Source organism: Janthinobacterium amylolyticum, assembly GCF_051380655.1.
Taxonomy (GTDB): domain Bacteria; phylum Pseudomonadota; class Gammaproteobacteria; order Burkholderiales; family Burkholderiaceae_D; genus Janthinobacterium.
Genome location: NZ_JBNYXL010000015.1, coordinates 41,821 through 58,437 on the forward strand (window position 1 = coordinate 41,821; position 16,617 = coordinate 58,437).

General features: G+C 60.1%; 19 protein-coding genes. 12 read left to right on the top strand and 7 right to left on the bottom strand.

Translation table 11 applies throughout. The annotated features are described in order from the left end of the window. Positions 1-11: 11 nt before the first annotated feature. The 6 genes from ACQ4WR_RS26015 to ACQ4WR_RS26040 all read left to right on the top strand — a co-directional run bounded on the left by ACQ4WR_RS26015 (position 12) and on the right by ACQ4WR_RS26040 (position 4,219). Complete coding sequence (locus ACQ4WR_RS26015) at positions 12-1,124, top strand: tetratricopeptide repeat protein (RefSeq protein WP_436490828.1); 1,113 nt, start codon at positions 12-14, stop codon at positions 1,122-1,124. Positions 1,125-1,183: 59 nt separating this feature from the next. Beyond that, positions 1,184-1,840 carry a hypothetical protein gene (locus ACQ4WR_RS26020; protein WP_436490830.1) on the top strand — a complete coding sequence of 219 codons (657 nt, stop codon included), beginning with the start codon at positions 1,184-1,186 and terminating at the stop codon, positions 1,838-1,840. An 11-nt stretch (positions 1,841-1,851) separates the two neighbouring features. Then, positions 1,852-2,268: a hypothetical protein gene (locus ACQ4WR_RS26025; RefSeq protein ID WP_436490832.1), complete on the top strand. Its 417-nt coding sequence runs from the start codon at positions 1,852-1,854 to the stop codon at positions 2,266-2,268. A gap of 86 nt (positions 2,269-2,354) precedes the next feature. Next, complete coding sequence (locus ACQ4WR_RS26030) at positions 2,355-3,257, top strand: alpha/beta hydrolase (protein WP_436490834.1); 903 nt, start codon at positions 2,355-2,357, stop codon at positions 3,255-3,257. Positions 3,258-3,362: 105 nt separating this feature from the next. Continuing rightward, entirely contained in the window at positions 3,363-3,668 is a 306-nt protein-coding gene (locus ACQ4WR_RS26035; RefSeq protein ID WP_436490836.1) for a hypothetical protein, read from the top strand. Between the two features lie 83 nt (positions 3,669-3,751). Beyond that, positions 3,752-4,219 carry a hypothetical protein gene (locus ACQ4WR_RS26040; RefSeq protein ID WP_436490838.1) on the top strand — a complete coding sequence of 156 codons (468 nt, stop codon included), beginning with the start codon at positions 3,752-3,754 and terminating at the stop codon, positions 4,217-4,219. A gap of 73 nt (positions 4,220-4,292) precedes the next feature. Here ACQ4WR_RS26040 and ACQ4WR_RS26045 read toward each other — a convergent pair whose 3' ends face one another. The 3 genes from ACQ4WR_RS26045 to ACQ4WR_RS26055 all read right to left on the bottom strand — a co-directional run bounded on the left by ACQ4WR_RS26045 (position 4,293) and on the right by ACQ4WR_RS26055 (position 7,127). After that, on the bottom strand, positions 4,293-5,396 hold the full coding sequence (locus tag ACQ4WR_RS26045) for an HD-GYP domain-containing protein (RefSeq protein ID WP_436490840.1): 1,104 nt from the start codon (positions 5,394-5,396) through the stop codon (positions 4,293-4,295). 35 nt (positions 5,397-5,431) lie between these two features. Next, positions 5,432-6,610 (bottom strand): pyridoxal phosphate-dependent aminotransferase, encoded by a 1,179-nt coding sequence (locus ACQ4WR_RS26050; RefSeq protein WP_102297620.1) that lies wholly within the window; start codon positions 6,608-6,610, stop codon positions 5,432-5,434. An 82-nt stretch (positions 6,611-6,692) separates the two neighbouring features. Continuing rightward, a complete protein-coding gene (locus ACQ4WR_RS26055) occupies positions 6,693-7,127 on the bottom strand; it encodes a putative toxin-antitoxin system toxin component, PIN family (RefSeq protein ID WP_102297623.1) in 435 nt (144 codons plus the stop codon). 30 nt (positions 7,128-7,157) lie between these two features. Between ACQ4WR_RS26055 and yaaA the strand changes: the two genes are divergently transcribed. Beyond that, a complete protein-coding gene (gene yaaA, locus ACQ4WR_RS26060) occupies positions 7,158-7,928 on the top strand; it encodes a peroxide stress protein YaaA (RefSeq protein ID WP_436490843.1) in 771 nt (256 codons plus the stop codon). 98 nt (positions 7,929-8,026) lie between these two features. Here the strand turns inward: yaaA and ACQ4WR_RS26065 are convergent, their stop codons facing one another. Continuing rightward, positions 8,027-8,830 (bottom strand): outer membrane protein assembly factor BamD, encoded by an 804-nt coding sequence (locus ACQ4WR_RS26065; RefSeq protein ID WP_436490844.1) that lies wholly within the window; start codon positions 8,828-8,830, stop codon positions 8,027-8,029. An 89-nt stretch (positions 8,831-8,919) separates the two neighbouring features. Here ACQ4WR_RS26065 and ACQ4WR_RS26070 point away from each other — a divergent pair, with 89 nt between their 5' ends. Together ACQ4WR_RS26070 and pgeF are read left to right on the top strand one after the other, a co-directional pair. Continuing rightward, positions 8,920-9,945: an RluA family pseudouridine synthase gene (locus tag ACQ4WR_RS26070; RefSeq protein ID WP_102297629.1), complete on the top strand. Its 1,026-nt coding sequence runs from the start codon at positions 8,920-8,922 to the stop codon at positions 9,943-9,945. Then, positions 9,945-10,730, top strand: coding sequence for a peptidoglycan editing factor PgeF (gene pgeF / locus ACQ4WR_RS26075; RefSeq protein WP_436490846.1), 786 nt, complete (start codon positions 9,945-9,947; stop codon positions 10,728-10,730). The genes ACQ4WR_RS26070 and pgeF overlap by 1 nt, the downstream gene beginning before the upstream one ends. A gap of 16 nt (positions 10,731-10,746) precedes the next feature. On the opposite strand, the gene ACQ4WR_RS26080 is transcribed toward pgeF, so the two are convergent. Continuing rightward, positions 10,747-10,959, bottom strand: coding sequence for a hypothetical protein (locus tag ACQ4WR_RS26080; RefSeq protein WP_369681737.1), 213 nt, complete (start codon positions 10,957-10,959; stop codon positions 10,747-10,749). A 227-nt stretch (positions 10,960-11,186) separates the two neighbouring features. Here ACQ4WR_RS26080 and phaC point away from each other — a divergent pair, with 227 nt between their 5' ends. From phaC to ACQ4WR_RS26095, 3 genes are all read left to right on the top strand, one after another. Continuing rightward, positions 11,187-12,932 carry a class I poly(R)-hydroxyalkanoic acid synthase gene (gene phaC / locus ACQ4WR_RS26085; RefSeq protein WP_436490849.1) on the top strand — a complete coding sequence of 582 codons (1,746 nt, stop codon included), beginning with the start codon at positions 11,187-11,189 and terminating at the stop codon, positions 12,930-12,932. Between the two features lie 224 nt (positions 12,933-13,156). Then, entirely contained in the window at positions 13,157-13,720 is a 564-nt protein-coding gene (phaR, locus tag ACQ4WR_RS26090; RefSeq protein WP_071076767.1) for a polyhydroxyalkanoate synthesis repressor PhaR, read from the top strand. Between the two features lie 198 nt (positions 13,721-13,918). Beyond that, positions 13,919-14,509, top strand: coding sequence for a nucleotidyltransferase family protein (locus tag ACQ4WR_RS26095; RefSeq protein WP_436490851.1), 591 nt, complete (start codon positions 13,919-13,921; stop codon positions 14,507-14,509). 72 nt (positions 14,510-14,581) lie between these two features. On the opposite strand, the gene ACQ4WR_RS26100 is transcribed toward ACQ4WR_RS26095, so the two are convergent. Beyond that, positions 14,582-14,791, bottom strand: coding sequence for a DUF1203 domain-containing protein (locus tag ACQ4WR_RS26100; protein WP_436490853.1), 210 nt, complete (start codon positions 14,789-14,791; stop codon positions 14,582-14,584). Between the two features lie 40 nt (positions 14,792-14,831). Next, positions 14,832-16,364, bottom strand: coding sequence for a beta propeller repeat protein (locus tag ACQ4WR_RS26105; protein WP_436490855.1), 1,533 nt, complete (start codon positions 16,362-16,364; stop codon positions 14,832-14,834). Positions 16,365-16,617 lie beyond the last annotated feature (253 nt).

Sequence of the window (16,617 nt, forward strand, 5' to 3'; positions counted from 1 at the left end):
TGAGCCTGTAGATGAGCCTGATTAACAAGATGTTGCAAGACCTCGATGCCCGCGGCACCCCGGAAGGCCGCGCCGACGCGGGCGGCATCCGCGCCGTGCCCGAGCGCGAGCGCGGCGTGTCGCGCGCGCTGGTCTTCGGCGGCGCGGCCGGCCTGACGGCCGCCGCCATCGCTTTGGGCTGGGTGTACTGGAAGCGTCCATCCGTGCCGCCCGTGCTGGTCAATGTGGCCGGCACGCCGGTGGCGCCTGCTGCCATTGCTGCTGCGCCACCGGCGCCAGTGGTTGCGGCTGTGCCTGCTAATGTTCCTGGTCCTGTTCCTGTTTCCGTTCCTGTCGCGGCCGCCGTGGCAGCGGCGGCGCCCGAACCGGTGTTCCAGGCCGAGGAGACAGCGGCGCCAGCCAGGGTGCGCGCCGCTGAGCTGCGCCGCATCACTGAAAAACCGCCCAAGCCTGCCGTCGCGCCTGTGTCCAGGGCGGCCGTCAGGACGGCGGCGCCCGCCGCCAGCGAGCGCGGCGTCGATGGCAAGCAAGTCACGCCGCAGCAGCGCGTGGAGAATGAATACCGGCGCGCGCTGGGCCAATTGCAGGATGGCCGCGTATCCGAGGCGCTGGCCGGCTTGCAGCAGACCTTGCAGCTCGATCCGCGCCACCAGGGCGCGCGCGAAACCCTCGTGCGCCTGCTGCTCGAAGCGCAGCGCCCCGACGACGCGGCACGCCAGTTGCAGCTGAGCCTGGCACTTGACCCGAAACAGCCGGCCCAGGCCATGATGCTGGCCCGCTTGCAGCTGGACAAGCCCAGCGGTGGCCCGGCCGCCCTCGACACCCTGATGCGCAGCCTGCCGTACGCCGCCGACAATGGCGACTACCGCGCCTTCCTGGCCGGCGTGCTGCAGCGCGAACAGCGCTACCGCGAAGCGGCGGAACAATACCAGCTTGCCCTGCAGATGGCGCCCGACAACAGCGTCTGGTGGATGGGCCTGGGCATCGCCTTGCAAGCCGACAACCACCCGGCCCAGGCGCGCCAGGCGTTCGAGCGGGCCAAGGGCTTGCAAACCCTGTCGCCGCAATTGCAGGCATTTGTTGAGCGCAAGCTGGTGCAGTTGACGGCGGCGATGGCGAAGTAGCGTTTTCCTCCACAGCAAGCGATATCGCAGCTGTCGGGAGAGGGAACTGTACGACATGAATGAAACGCATGACTCAAACGGGCGACTCCGTAAACAAGATGACTACTGCTTGGAAATTCCACGACGCCCCCAATACTGCTTGCTTCACGACCACGGAGGTATTGAGCGGTGCTCCCGTCCTGCATGTGTACCATGATTACGAAGGGGATTGGCAATTTCACGTCCCGTCAGGCGCAACGGCATCGAGTTCCGTCAAGGTCGTCAGTCTCGCATACATGATAGGCACGAATGACTTGCTCGCAGACCTGCATGACTTGCCCTGTGGCTGGAGCGCGCAATGGAGTGCTGGCGCGGGATACTGGGTGCGAAGCAAGGACCACCCATTTCCCTCGTTTTCGGAGCAGGGCTATTATCTCGAAGACGCCATCTGGCTTGCCCAGTATTTGACGGATATCCAGCCACCGCCTGCCGATGTACGGGATACGCTGGCCATCGGCGCGCTCGTGAAACTTGTCTTTCGCTTCGCCGCCGAAGATGCTGCGCGCGGCGACGGCCAGTGCGAAAGAGTGTGGGTACAAGTGACCGGTATCGATGAGGAGGAAGGCTGTTATTCCGGCACCATTGAAAACCATCCGCGACATGCGGCAGCCAGCTATGGCGACCTGATCGCGTTCGATCCCCTGCATGTGGCAGACCTCGCTCGTAAGCAAACTTGAAAGGAAGCGCCATGCGCAATGAACGTGAAGGGGCGAAAGAGGCCAGACGGGAAATCAAGAGCTTCCAGGAACATATCAACTCGCCGCGCCTTTGTCCGGATCAGTGCTATCGCATGGCCAGCCCGACGTATGCCCTAGTGTGTTATGTCAACCAGGTGACGGGGCTTTTTCTGAGCAAGAACTATTACGTAATCCCGATTTTCCTGCAGCGCGCCTATGCAGCGCTGCAGGAGGTGGATGCGGAGCGTGTCAGTGTGCCGTATCGCAGGCTGGTCGAACAGTATCTGAGCCATGTCGCGCATTTCATCGTCAACTATCCATGCCTGGCGGAAGACGAGCGGCAAGCGGCGCAATATATCCCGCCAGCGCTGCTGGCGTCCGTGCCTGTGTCGTTACCGCAGGATTTGCTCATGCCTGACGAGTTTTGACGACATTGCTGCCGGCATCACACAGGAATTTCCTGCGACATTCATGCGGCTGTCGCCAGCCCGCTGCATCAAGGAAGGATAGCCCTTTGAAACCCCTCAGCCTGCTCGTCGCCTTGTGCTGCCTGTGCAACAGCGCGCTGGCTGCGCCTGCCAGCGTGCCTGCCAGCTACGTGCTTGAGCATACCGAAGTGCGCGACATCCGTGCGCAAGCCCTGAAGCGCGACTATCAGCTGTATGTCGCCTTGCCCGATTCCTATCAGCAAGGCAGCAAGCGCTATCCGGTGCTGTTCGTCGTCGATGCCAACTATGGCTTTCCCATCGTGCGCAACATCGCCCAGCGCCTGAACAAGCATGCGGGCATGGAAGAGGTGGTGGTCGTTGGCCTGTCGTATGCCAACGGCGACGGCGGCGTGTACAGCCGGCGCCGCGATTACACGCCAACCACGCCTCGCAAGCATGACTACCGCTCGGACATGCCGGGCCGTCAGCCGGCGTTTGGCGAAGCGGCTGCTTATGGCAAGTTCCTATCGGAGGAAGTGTTTCCCTTCATCGCCAGCCACTACCGCGTCAACATGCTGCGCAAGGTGTTTATTGGCCATTCCTACGGCAGCCTGCTGGGCTTGCAATTCCTGCTGACGGCGCCGCGCACCTTCGAACACTACATCCTCGGCAGCCCGTCGCTGTGGTACGACGCCGGCATCATGTTCGAGCGCGAGCAGGCGTATGCGGCCAGCCACAAGGACCTGCCCGCATCCGTCTTCTTCGGCATCGGCGGCCTGGAAAAGCTGGCGCCAGGAAAGAAACGTTCGCGTGCGGAAGAAGATGCCGACATGCTGGCGGACTTGCGCGAGTTCGACGCAAAATTAAAATCGCACAAGTTTCCGAATTTGAAAACACGCTTGCGCGTTTTCGAGGATGAAGATCATGCGAGCGTGTTTCCTTTGGTCCTGACGCATGGCTTGCGGTCGTATTTGACGTCGGCGAAGTGAGATTGTTGGCGTCATGCCGGATAGGGCTAATGGCATCCCGAATGCAAGCGGGAAGAGCGGTTGCCCGCCAGGAGCCGGCGGTTGAATCACAATCTGGAATATTGTATGAGTAATATTAGGGTTGGCTGCGTCACCGGCTTTCATCCCCGTATGCTGAGCGACGCAGTGAAAATGCAAGCCGCTGAGTTCGAGTGGCTGCCTGCCGTGCTGGAGTCCTGCGGCGATGGAGAATGGGAAAGTATGGCTTACGTGGGCTATGTTTCCCGCATAAGGCCGAACGAGCAAGGTTCCTTGTGGCAATTCGAGGCAAATATTTTAATTGAACATGAGATATTCGGAACAGTAGTCCTCGATATCCTAAAAGGCTACCGTTTAGGCGGCATTGAATTTTTGAGCCAAATCGACAGCTAGGCCAAGAGTAGTCGTTCGTTAGCTGAGAGGCCCCTGCACAGCGTATTCTCGTGACAGTTGCTGCGTCCCGGCATTAGGATTACATGATTAACATAATAAATCTTTCGCTCCTATCTTGCCGGGCAGTCCTGATGCTTGTTCTTGCGGCCGCATCATCCAGCGCCCAAGCACTTCCTGATTACAGGTGCAAAATACAGGCAGTACATGCGGCCGACGAAGGCAAGCCTGATTCACTTGTGCACGGCCTACGCCCAACCTGGATTGGTACTGAGTTCTCGGTCAGTCGAAAGACAGGTGCAATGACCGGAGCACTTCGTAACAACTACTGGAGCGAGCCACAAGTCATAGACAGAGGATCGATTAACGTCAACTCGTTCAAAGCAGTCACTACCTTGCGCCCGAACGAAGGGCTAGGGCGGGGATCGGCCGTACATGTTCTTGTCATTAATGAACACCTTGAAACAACGGAAAAGACATTTACATTCATGAACGAAAGCGAAGTTTATTTCGGTGTATACAGACACGATATCTTAAAGGCTAGCCTGCGTTAACTGGCCAATATGATGTGGCTGAACTTCCGCTTCGGGGTGCAAGCTGCCATTCCTTCAGTCGCCACCACTGGCCCTACAGCCGCGCCTCGTCGCCCCACACATGCCGCATGCTGAAGTGCAGTCCCGCATCGTCTTCGTGCAGCGAGGAAACGATGGCAAAGCGGCTGTCGGCCGTGTCGCGCGGCGGCAGTTGCGCCAGCTCGGCGGCGGCCAGCGGCGCGCCCAACGGGTCGCTGAGCGGATGGACGTGGCTGGCGCCCCGCTGCGTGACGACGCCCAGTTCGCCGCTGCGCAGGCGGACTAAGGTGCCGGGCGGATATTTTCCCAGCAGGCTGACGAATTGTTCGCCCAGCAGCGGGTCGACGGGCACGCTCTGGTCGAGGAAGATGTGCTGCAGCGCCTGGTCGGGCACGATGGAGCGGCGGTAGTTGCGCGCCGAGACGCGGGCGCAATAGCGGTCGGCCAGACCGATCAGCTTGGCATTTTGCAGGATTTCATCGGCCGTGCGCCCCTGCGGATAGCCGCTGCCATCGTCGTTTTCATGGTGCAGCAGCACGCAACTGAGCCATTCCTCGTCATCGACACCGGCGCAGCGCAGCAGTTCCGCGCTTTCCTGCGGATGCTGGCGCACGATGCGCATTTCCTCGTCGTTCAAAGGGCCGCGCCGGTCCTGGAAACTGTCGTGGTGGCGCAGCATGCCCACGTTCATCGTCAATGCGGCGGCGCCGATCAGCAGCAGTTCATCGTGGGATTTATGCATGCCGCGCCCCACCAGCATGGCCAGCAAGGCCGTTTCGATGCAGTGGCGCACGGCGTAGCTGCCGGCGATCTGGTTGAGCATGATGCTGGCCAGGGCGATATCGGCGTCGTGTTCCAGCGCGCGCAGCAGTTCGCGGGCGATGTCGCGCACGTCGCGCTCGGCATTGTTTTCGCTGCGCAAGGCCAGCAGCAAACGCTCCAGGCGCTGCGCCGCCTCGTTCAGCAGGCGCACGACGGACGGCTGGTCGGGCGCGCCCACGTACAGGCCCAGCTGCATCAACCGCCCCAGCTGCGTGCCATCCGTGATGATCTGTCCCTTGCGCAGCTGCGGGCCGGCACTATGATCAGCCAGAAACAAATCCCAGGGCAGGGGTTCGCCGGGAACCAGGTCGGCGGGGCCGATGCGACGCTGTGCCATGCTGTAGTCCGTTTCTCCGTGCCGGGGCAGGAAGGTTAGATGCTGCGCAGGCGCTCGAGCGCCAGTTGCAAGGTGTCGTCTTTCTTGGCAAAGCAGAAGCGCACGATGCCCGACTCCTTGCCTTGCGCGTAGAACGCGGAGACGGGAATGGCCGCCACCTTGATTTCGCTCGTCAGCCATTCGGCAAAGCGGGCTTCGGTTTCTTGCGAAATGGCATCGTAGCGCACGCACTGGAAATACGTGCCGTCGGCTGGCAGCAGGGTAAAGCGGCTGCCCGCCAGGCCGTCGCGGAACAGGTCGCGCTTGCGCTGGTAAAACGCGGGCAAGTCCAGGTAGGGTTGCGGGTCGGCCATGTAGCCGGCCAGGCCGTGCTGCATCGGCGTGTTGACGGTAAACACGTTGTACTGGTGCACCTTGCGGAACTCCGCCGTCAGGGCCTTGGGTGCCGCCACATAACCGACTTTCCAGCCCGTCACGTGATATGTCTTGCCGAAGCTGGAAACGATGAAGCTGCGCGCCGCCAGTTCAGGATTGCGCGACAGGGAGGCGTGCGGCACGCCGTCATACACCATGTGTTCGTAGACCTCGTCCGACAGCACGAGGATTTGCGTGCCGCGCACGATGTCGGCCAGCGCGGCGATGTCGGCCGGGCGCAGGATGGTGCCTGTCGGATTGTGCGGCGTGTTGATGATGATCAAGCGCGTCTTGGGGCTGACGGCGGCCGCCAGCTTGTCCCAGGGCACGCTGTACCCTTGCTCACTTACTTGCATGGAGACGAGCACGGGCACGCCGCCGGCCAGCGCGATGGCGGGCAGATAGCTGTCGTAGGCCGGTTCGATGACGATGACTTCGTCGCCCGGATGCACGCAGCACAGAATCGCCGTGGTCAGCGCCTGCGTGGCGCCGGCCGTGACGGTGATTTCCGTGCCGGCATCATAGCCGTGGCCGTACAGGCTGGCGATCTTCGCGGCGATGGCCTCGCGCAAGGGCGCGGCACCCGTCATCATCGGATACTGGTTGTGGCCGGCGCGCATGGCTTCGCCGACCAGTTCGACCAGGGCCGGCGCGCAGTCGAAGTCGGGAAAACCCTGGCCCAGGTTGACGGCGCCGTGCTGGGCCGCCAGGCTGGACATGCGTGTGAACACGGTGGTGCCCACGAGAGGCAGGCGGCTGGTCAGGGTGGGAGTCAGATGGGGCAGGGACGGGCTGTTCATGAACGGTAGGGTCGCAGTGCGGAAATTGGATCGTTGCCTATTCTAGCGCAGCGCGCCATGTTCCGGGTGCGGCCGTTCCGGCTCAGCCTGCTGGTGCCCAGCCTTCCGGCAGCATGATCCTGAACATGCCCGCCTTGGCCGTCTTGCGCGCCAGTTTCAGCAGGGCCTTGTCCTTGGTGATGAGGATGTCGGCATTGGCGTCGCGCGCCAGTTCAAGGAATTTCTGGTCATCCTTGTCCGTGCAGACGGGCAGGCGAACGCCGGAAACGGGCGGCGCCACGACCGTGATGTGGGCGTCGAAGCGGGCGGCGGCGACAGCGCGGCTGGCTTCGTCAAGCGGCAGATGCTTGTAATGCAGCACCACCAGGTATTCCTCGCGGCAATCCGCACGCGTGATGGCGTGCACGGCGCCGCTTTCCATGGCCGCCAGCAGGGGCGCCCAGCGCGGGTCGTTGAAGACGAAGAGGTCGAGGCAAACGTTGGTGTCGAGGACGAGTTTTTGTGGAGCAGGTATCATGTCGGCAATTCTATTCTGTAGTGATAATTTATGTTGATCGTGCTTTCGCCCGCCAAGAGTCTCGACCTGGAGACGCCGCCAACAACCTCGTTGCACAGCACCCCCGATTTTCTCGACCATTCCGCCCAGCTGATCGAGCGCATGCGCCAGTTTTCGCCCGCCGAAGTGGGCAGCCTGATGGGTATTTCCGACGCCTTGTCGGCCCTCAACGTGGCCCGCTACGCCTCCTGGACGCCCAAACTCGACGATGCGCGCCAGGCCATCATGGCCTTCAATGGCGACGTGTATGCCGGCTTCGAGGCGCGCAGCCTGCAGCCGGCCCAGCTGGCCTACGCCCAGTCGCAGGTGCGCATCCTGTCGGGATTGTACGGCTTGCTGCGCCCGCTGGACCTGATACACCCGCACCGCCTGGAAATGGGCACGCGCCTGTCTACGCCGCGCGGCAAGGATTTATATGCGTTCTGGGGCGATACCATCACCAACGGCCTGAACCGTACGGCAAAAGAGCAGGGCGCCAAGGTGCTGGTCAATCTTGCTTCCGAAGAATATTTCAAGTCCGTCAAGCCGCGCCAGCTGGACGTGCCCGTCATCGCGCCCGTGTTCGAGGACTGGAAGAACGGCAAATATAAAATCATTTCCTTCTACGCCAAGCGTGCGCGCGGCATGCTGGCCCGCTACGCGGCCGTCAACGCCATCCGCGATCCGCAGCAGCTCAAGCAGTTCGACGTCGACGGCTACGCGTATGTGCCGGAAGCATCGAACGACAAGAGCTGGGTGTTCCGGCGCAAGGTTGGAGAATAACCCTAAAGCAAATGCCGGGGTCGTACCCTCAGGGTACGACCCCGGATTTTGCCTTTGGGCTAAGAAAAAACCGGGCTAGCCCGGTTTTTTATTGCAGATTACTGCCAGAACTTCCACCACCTGCGTTCTTTGTTCACCCCTTCCGGGCTGAGGAATGCCGTGTTCGGGTAGTTCTTGGTCAGTACGCGCAAGGTGTCGTCGCGCAGGTCGGTCAAGCCCAGCTTGTCGTACGAGCGGTACATGATGAACAGCGCTTCCTCGATGGCCGGCGAGGCACGGAAGTCGCCGACCGTGGTTTGCGCGCGGTTGGCGGCAGCCAGGTAGGCGCCGCGGCGGTAGTAATAGCGCGCCACGTGCACTTCATACTTCGCCATCGCATCGATCAGGTAATTCATGCGCTCGAGCGAGTCGGGCGTGTATTTGCTGTTCGGGAACTTGTCGACCAGTTGCTTGAAGGCCGCAAACGCTTCGCGCGTGGCTTTCGGATCGCGCTCGGTCGGATCTTGTTCGTACAGGAAGTTCAGGAAACTGATCTGGTCGTTAAAGCTGATCAGGCCCCGCAAGTAGTACATATAGTCCACATTGGCGTGGTTCGGATGCAACTTGATGAAGCGTTCGACAGCGGCCAGTGCCTGCGCCTGGTCTCCCGACTTATAATACGCGTAAGCGATCTCCATCTGCGCTTGCAGAGCATAGTTGCCGAAAGGATAGTTAGCCTCCAGCTTCTGGAACAGGCCGATTGCAGCTTCATAGTGCTGCCCGGCCATTTCTTCACGCGCCTCCGAGTATAATTTCGTAACGGACCAGTTTTTGGTCTCATCCACTTTTTCAGGCAACAAGCTGCAAGCGGACATGCCGAGCAGAACGACTGAAGCGACTACCAACGATAATTTTTTTTGCATGACGTTTTGCAAGAAGGTTTTAACCAAGATTTTACAATAGGCTGATTATAGCCGATGGGAATGCTGTGATATTAACTCCGAAGCCTAATTTGGCTGACCCCGCGTTTGACTCCCTTTCTGACCATGCTGCCGAAGAGGCGTTTGACGGCGATTTTGCCGCCGACGACGTCTTCGAGGAGATGGCCCCGATTACATTGGAACTGACGCCGGACGCCTGCGGCCACCGCCTCGATAAAGTCATCGCCCAGCTGGTGCCGCAATACTCGCGCAGCCGCTTGCAATTGTGGCTGGAAGCCGGTTTCGTGACCGTGGACGGAAAAGTTGCCAAACGCAACATGACCGCCTATGGCGATGAAAAGATCGTCATTCTGCCGCAAAGCGCGCCGGAAGACGAGGCTTTTAAGCCGGAAGCGATGGAATTGAACATCGTGCACGAGGATGAGCATATCATCGTGATCAATAAACCGGCCGGCCTGGTCGTGCATCCCGGTCCAGGCAACTGGTCCGGCACCCTGCTCAACGGCCTGCTGCACCACTGCCCGCAGCTCGCCGGCGTGCCGCGCGCCGGCATCGTGCACCGGCTGGACAAGGATACCAGCGGCCTGATGGTGGTTGGCAAGACCCTGGCCTCGCAAACGGACCTGGTGCGCCAATTGCAGGCGCGCACCGTCAAGCGCGAGTATTTCGCGCTGGTATGGGGCACGCCGAAAATGGCCGGCACCATCGACGCCTCCATCGCGCGCCACCCGCGCGACAGGGTCAAGATGGCCGTCTCTGAAAACTTTACGGCCAAGCCCGCCATCACGCACTATGAATTGATCGGCAGCGGCGAACTCGACCGTCGTCCCGTGAGCCTGATGCAATGTCGCCTGGAAACAGGCCGCACGCACCAGATCCGCGTGCACATGCAGCATCTGGGCTTTGCGCTGGTCGGTGACCATGTGTATGGCAAGCAGCACCTGGTGACCGTCTTTTCCCGCCAGGCGCTGCAGGCGCGCCGCCTGGGTCTCGTGCATCCGGGCACCCTGGAAGCGTGCGAGTGGATCGTGCCGCTGGCCGACGACTTCGCGCAACTGATCGCCACGGCCGGCATTCCCGAGCCGGAACAGGTCTGATGACGTCACCGTTGCCTTGCATCATTCCCCATTGGCCCGGCTTGCCCGCCAACGTGGGCGCGCTGTCGAGCGTGCGCGCGGGCGGCGTCAGCCAGGGGCCGTATGCTGACGGGCAGGGCGGCGGTGGCTTGAACCTGGGCACGCACGTGGGCGATGACACGGCGCACGTGCTGGCCAACCGGGCGCGGCTGGCGGAGGTCCTGCCGGCGCAGCCGGCCTGGCTGTCGCAGGTGCACGGCGTGGCCGTGGCGGATGCGGCCAGCCTGGGCGGCCGCGTGCCGGACGCCGACGCCAGCATCGCCACCCAAGCTGGCGCCGTATGCGTGGTGATGACGGCCGATTGCCTGCCGGTACTGTTCTGTTCGCATGACGGACTCGTCGTCGGTGCGGCGCACGCGGGCTGGCGCGGGCTGGCCAATGGCGTCCTGCAGCGCACGGTGGAGTCCATGCGCGCGCAGGGCGCGACAGCTATCCTGGCCTGGCTGGGACCGGCCATCGGTCCACGGCAATTTGAAGTGGGCCAGGACGTGCTGCAAGCGTTTCGCGACGGCGCGCGTGATGATGCCGAGCGGCAAGTGCTGAGCGCCGCGTTCGCGGCCATCGATGGCAAGCCGGGCAAATACCTGGCCGACATCTATGCCTTGGCGCGCACCATGCTGCTGCGCGATGGCGTGGCGCAAGTGGCGGGCGGGGAATATTGCACCGTCAGCGATGCGGCGCAGTTTTACTCGTATCGGCGCGATGGCGTCACGGGACGACAGGCCAGTTTGATCTGGCGCAAATAATCTGCACGGCAGACACTTATGTGTCTGCCGTTTTTGTTTTATCGTCTGCTGAGGCAAGTGCGCGGGCTTTTAGCTCGGCCTTGCGTTTGCGTCTCCGCGAGCCCGTCAGATAGAATAGGATGGACAGGGGTATGACGCAGTACAGCAAGAAGGTCATCACCCCGGCGACGATGGACGGTTCCGTCAGCGCCATGAGGCCGACGACATAGATCCAGGCAACAGCGGTCATGAGCATCATTGGTAGTGGCAGTCAGTAAAAGTTTGCATGCAGGTGATCCTAAAGTATTTATTTTTCGACTACGTTTCGGCGCCTAACAAAACCGTAGCGAGCGGAAGGGAGAGGTGGCTAAGAAGCGCAACCGTACTCTAGTACGGTGAGCATCGCAGGCCGCCTATACCGACGCGCAGTAGGTTTTGTTCGGCGTCCCTCAATCTTGAATGGACTTACATACATCTATGAACATGCCCGATCCTCAAATGATGACCAAGGAATGGATGGCGCAGATCAGCAATCCTGAGCAGTGGAAAACGTGGTTCAACATGGTACCGCAGCCGGCCAGCAATCCGATTGCCGGCATTTTGCAGGATGCCGGTGCCAGCATCAAGCCGGAAGTGATCGAGCAACTGAAAAACGCCTATGTGGCCAAGCTGACGGGGCTGTGGACGGACTTCATGGCCGGCAAGACGCCGGAGCTGAAAGACCGCCGCTTTGCCGCGCCCGCCTGGCACGCCAGCCCCCTGTCGGCCTTCAATGCGGCTGCGTATCTGCTGAACGCGGAATTTCTCACCGCCATGGCCGACGCCGTGGAAGCGACGCCGCACCAGAAGCAAAAAATTGCGTTTGCCGTGCAGCAAATTGTCGATGCCATGTCGCCCGCCAATTTCCTGGCCACCAATCCCGATGCGCAGCAAACCCTGATCGAGACCAAGGGCGAGAGCCTGGCCAAGGGCTTGACGAACATGCTGGCCGACATGCAGAAGGGCCGCATCTCGCAATCCGACGAATCCGCATTCGAAGTGGGCCGCAACGTGGCCACCACGCCGGGCACGGTGGTGTTCGAGAACGCGCTGTTCCAGCTCATCCAGTACACGCCGACGACGGCAACAGTACACCAGCGGCCCCTGCTGATGGTGCCGCCATGCATCAATAAATTCTATATCCTTGACTTGCAGCCGGAAAACTCGCTCGTGCGCTATGCGGTAGAGCAGGGCAATACGGTGTTCCTGATGTCCTGGCGTAATCCGGACATGAGCATGCAGCACCTGACGTGGGACGATTACGTCGAGCAAGGCGTGATCGAAGCGATCCGGGCGGTGCAGGATATTTCCGGCCAGGACAAGCTGAACCTGTTCGGCTTTTGCGTGGGCGGCACCATCGTCTCGACGGCGCTGGCCGTGCTCAAGGCGCGCGGCGAAAATCCGGCCGCCAGCCTGACCCTGCTGACGACCTTCCTGGATTTCTGCGACACGGGCGCGCTCGACGTCTTCATCGACGAGCCGCAAGTGGCGCTGCGCGAACAGAGCCTGGCCAAGGGCGGCCTGATGTCGGGCCGCGACCTGGGCAGCACTTTCTCCAGCCTGCGGCCGAACGATCTCGTGTGGAATTACGTGCAGTCGAACTACCTGAAGGGCAAGGAGCCGCCCGCGTTCGACTTGCTGTACTGGAACGGCGACGGCACCAGCTTGCCGGGCCCCATGTTCTGCTGGTATCTGCGCAATACCTACCTGGAAAACAGCCTGAAGGTGCCGGGCAAGCTGACGGTGGCCGGTGAAAAGATCGACCTGAGCAGCATTGACGCGCCGGCTTTCATCTATGGGTCGCGTGAAGACCATATCGTGCCCTGGGGTGCGGCCTATGCCAGCACGGCCTTGCTGAACCCGAAAAAGCCGAAAGCCAACCGCTTTATCCTGGGCGCCTCGGGCCATATCGCCGGCGTGATCAACCCGGCGTCGAAGAAGAAGCGCAGCTACTGGAGCAATGACGCGGCCAGAACCGCGCGCACGGCGAAAACCAAGCCATTGACCGCCGAGCAATGGATGGAAGGCGCCACCGAGCACGTGGGCAGCTGGTGGCCCGAGTGGGCGGCGTTTTTGGCCGAACATGGCGGTGCCGATGTCAAGGCGCCAGGCAAGCCGGGCAATAAACGCCATGCGCCTATCGAGGCGGCGCCGGGCCGGTATGTTAAAGTCAGGGCGGATTAGTTCACAAAGCTTCCCGCCAGGCAGGGCCGGGGTGATCTCCGGTCTTGTCAGGAAATTACTTTTGGTTGCGTTGCAATAAATGCGGGAATCTTCGGCCCAGATGTGCAATAGAGTTGTTTTCCACTCTATAATGCAAAAAGTAGGCAGGTGCGAAAGCGGACCCTGGTTCGCTTTTTTTTCGGATCAACTCAGTATGCGTTGCGGCGCAATAAGTGGAACTTGTGATGAGTAGTGCAAAAAAAAGTATAGACCGCCTGATTAAAAAATATCCCAATCGCCGTTTGTACGACACGCAAACCAGTTCCTACATCACCTTGACGGACGTCAAGCAGCTGGTGTTGGACAATGAGGTATTTACCGTCGTCGATGCCAAATCCAGTGAAGATCTGACGCGCAGCATCCTGCTGCAGATCATTCTGGAAGAGGAAGCGAACGGCGCGCCCATGTTCTCGAGCAGCGTGTTGTCGCAGATCATCCGCTACTATGGCCACGCCATGCAGGGCATGATGGGCTCCTACCTGGAAAAGAACGTGCAAGCGTTCACGGACATCCAGCACAAGTTCACGGGCACGTCGGCCGGCAGCTTCGAAGGCAAGCCATTCAGCCCGGAAATGTGGACGCAGTTCATGAATGTCCAGGGCCCGATGATGCAAGGCATGATGAACAACTACATCGACCAGAGCAAGAGCCTGTTCGTGCAGATGCAGGAGCAGATGCAGAGCCAGAGCAAGAATCTGTTCGGCACGTTCCCGTTTGTTCCGCCGGTGCCGCCGACGGACAAAAAATAAGCTGATCCGGTTTTTACGTCGCACAACGGCACAGGAGTTCCTGTGCCGTTGTGCATTCAGGCGCCATATCGCCTCGGTGTGCCGGGTTTTGATCGGAGCATGGTGCAACCATTTTTCCTTGATGGGCAGACGCTGTCGGGCAAGGATGACATCGCAGCGTTCGTTTGATATGCAACTGCAGGTTCACGAGGAGTATCTATGGCGCTGCTTGAGCAATTGCAGGCAATGATTGCAGCCGATAATGAGCAAATGCATGTCCTTCGTCTTGTCAGGGAACTTGATCTGCCCGATTGCTGGGTTGCTGCGGGATTTGTGCGATGCTGTGAGTGGGATCATTTGCATCAACGTTCGCCTTGGCCACTGCCTCACGATATCGACGTCATCTGGTACGACCCAAGCAAGGCGACACAGGCGCATGACGCCATGCTTGAGTCGAGTTTAAGAGCACGGGACGGCACGCTGGGCTGGTCGGTAAAGAATCAGGCGCGTATGCATGAACGCAATGCGGACCTGCCTTACCTGACCGCTTCCGATGCCATGAGATACTGGCCGGAAACCGCCACTGCCGTGGGTGTGCGACTCAATGACCTTGCAGACATCGATATAGCGGCGCCTTTCGGCCTGCATGATCTTTTCGATCTGGTAGTCCGGCCGACAGGGCGATTTCTGACAGCGAAGCAATCGGTCCACGCAGGCCGCGTGCGTGGCAAGAATTGGCAAGGTACCTGGCCCAAGCTACGTATTGAATTCCCAGGTGCTGCTTCCTGCCGTGCCTTGGAACCGGACTGAGCAAGCTCATAGCCTGCAGTTGATGATAAGCGATGCAGGAGCCTGAGAATCGCACATGCAATCCATTGCTACCTATGCCCGGTCATCCCGGACAGCGTAGCAACCGCGTCCGGCGTTGTGGACGTGGATATAGCTGACTTCCTGATTGCCAAAGATCTGCTCAATCAGGGTTTCAATCGACGTGCCTTCCACCACATATTCAGGCGCGTCCGCCATCCGGCTCCTGCTCTGCAAGTTGATCCAGGCAGACGGCACGGATGCCGCCTGGTAGTCATCGTTCACATCAGGTGGGCATGGCATTGTCGACTGACGGTCAGAACTTTCACTTCATGCTTTCGGCAGTCCAGCTTTTACCGCCGTCGTTCGATATTTCAAATTGCGCCGGCACGCTCCAGCGCGTTATTTTTCCCAGAATCGCACCCGATTTAAGCGGGGTCAACTCGCGTGATTTCGGTTTGGCGTCCACCAGTGTCCACGTTTTGCCCATGTCGCTACTGGCATGTAAGGTCGTATCGCTCATCAGACTGCTTTCAAAACGCAGCAGGGTGCCATCGGTACGCTGAACCAGCGGAATGTGGCTAGCGGTGATCTCTTGCCAGGTTTGACCTTGATTCACTGAAACGAAAGCATCTCTGGAGGTGATCGCAAATGGCCCGTAACCTTGTGTTATGAGGCTCCACATGCCGCTGCCGCTGATGCGCATCGCATCCACACGGCGATCGGGCATTGCCCGCTCTGACCACTGGCCACTGGCGTAGTCGTAGAGGTGCAGCGTTCCTTTCGTCGACGTGTAGGCAAAGCCTGTGCCGATATCGCGCAGCCAGAACCAGGTGTCCTGGTTCAGGAGCCACTTCCCCAGCTTCTCGCTGCGTACCTGATTCCACTCGCCGCGCTCGAGACGGGCGGAATGATAAATCGTGACTTCATTGTTACGCTGGACGGCGACATACCAGCCTGCGTCCATATTGCCAGCCAGTCCGACCAGATTGCCATAGGGAAGGTTGCCAGTGTCAATCGGTTCAAGCTTGTTCTGTCCCGGCGCATGGCGCAGCAGGGTGCCGAACTCGCCGAAGGCCAGCAAGTCTGCATCCGGCATTTGCACCGGCTGCACGCAGTTCAGCGTCTCTATTTTGTCGCTGGCCAGTTGTTTCCATGTTCCCTCAGGGCTGCGCCACAGCACTGTGCCCATACGGGTTGCGGCCGCCACGCTGCCGTCTGGTAGCTCCGTCACGCATTCGGCGCCGGTGGGGCGGGCCATGGCGACTTCCTCAGCGCGATCCGTATCACTGCGCGATCCGGACCAGCTGACTGTCTTTTCGGGTGCAAACAGCTTCAGGTGCTCGGGAGAATAGCGTTCGAGCAGGGTGCGGTTGTCTCGCACCCGCACGCTGCGGCCGACCAGTACACGTTCGCCATAAAGAGGAGTGACGATCAGGCGGCCCAGATCGACCGGCTTGCCTTCCTCCACAGTAAATAAGTCCAGGCCGCTGCCCATTTTGATGTAGCGGTTTGATTTGCCGGCGTCGGCCAGTTTACTGAAGTAGTATTTCCCCGGTGGCAGGGTCCCCATGAAAAGAGTCGTGTCGCGCGCCATATCCTTGGCAACCTGGTTCAGGATATATTGCTGCAGGACCAGGCTGGATACTGCGTCTCCGCTACTCAGGCGGCCCAAAGTGATCTGGCCCAATCCGTTCACCTCATCAGTGTTGGCAGTAATGCTGACAGTAACGGCTGTACCTTCGGAGGGCACGCCGACGCTGAGAGGGCGCTGCACATGCGTTGTGACACAGCCACCGAGCATCAGCGCAGAGACGGCTCCTGCAAAAACGTTGGCAACGAGATTTTTGATGAACATTTTATTTCCACAGTGCAATAAAATCTTATTATAGCGAGACTGTGTATGAAATAACAAGTACATTAGTCAAGTATGGGCTGCAGCCAGATATGGAATGCGTGAAAGAAGATGCTCAGGGCGGGTCGCCCGTAGCTCCCACCGTTGCATATCCCGCAGCAAAACCAGACCGCCACTGACAGCAAGAGGCGGCTCGGGGTACAATAGCCGATTCGCCTCACCATTTTACTAGCTGCCAACTATGTCTGAAATTCAC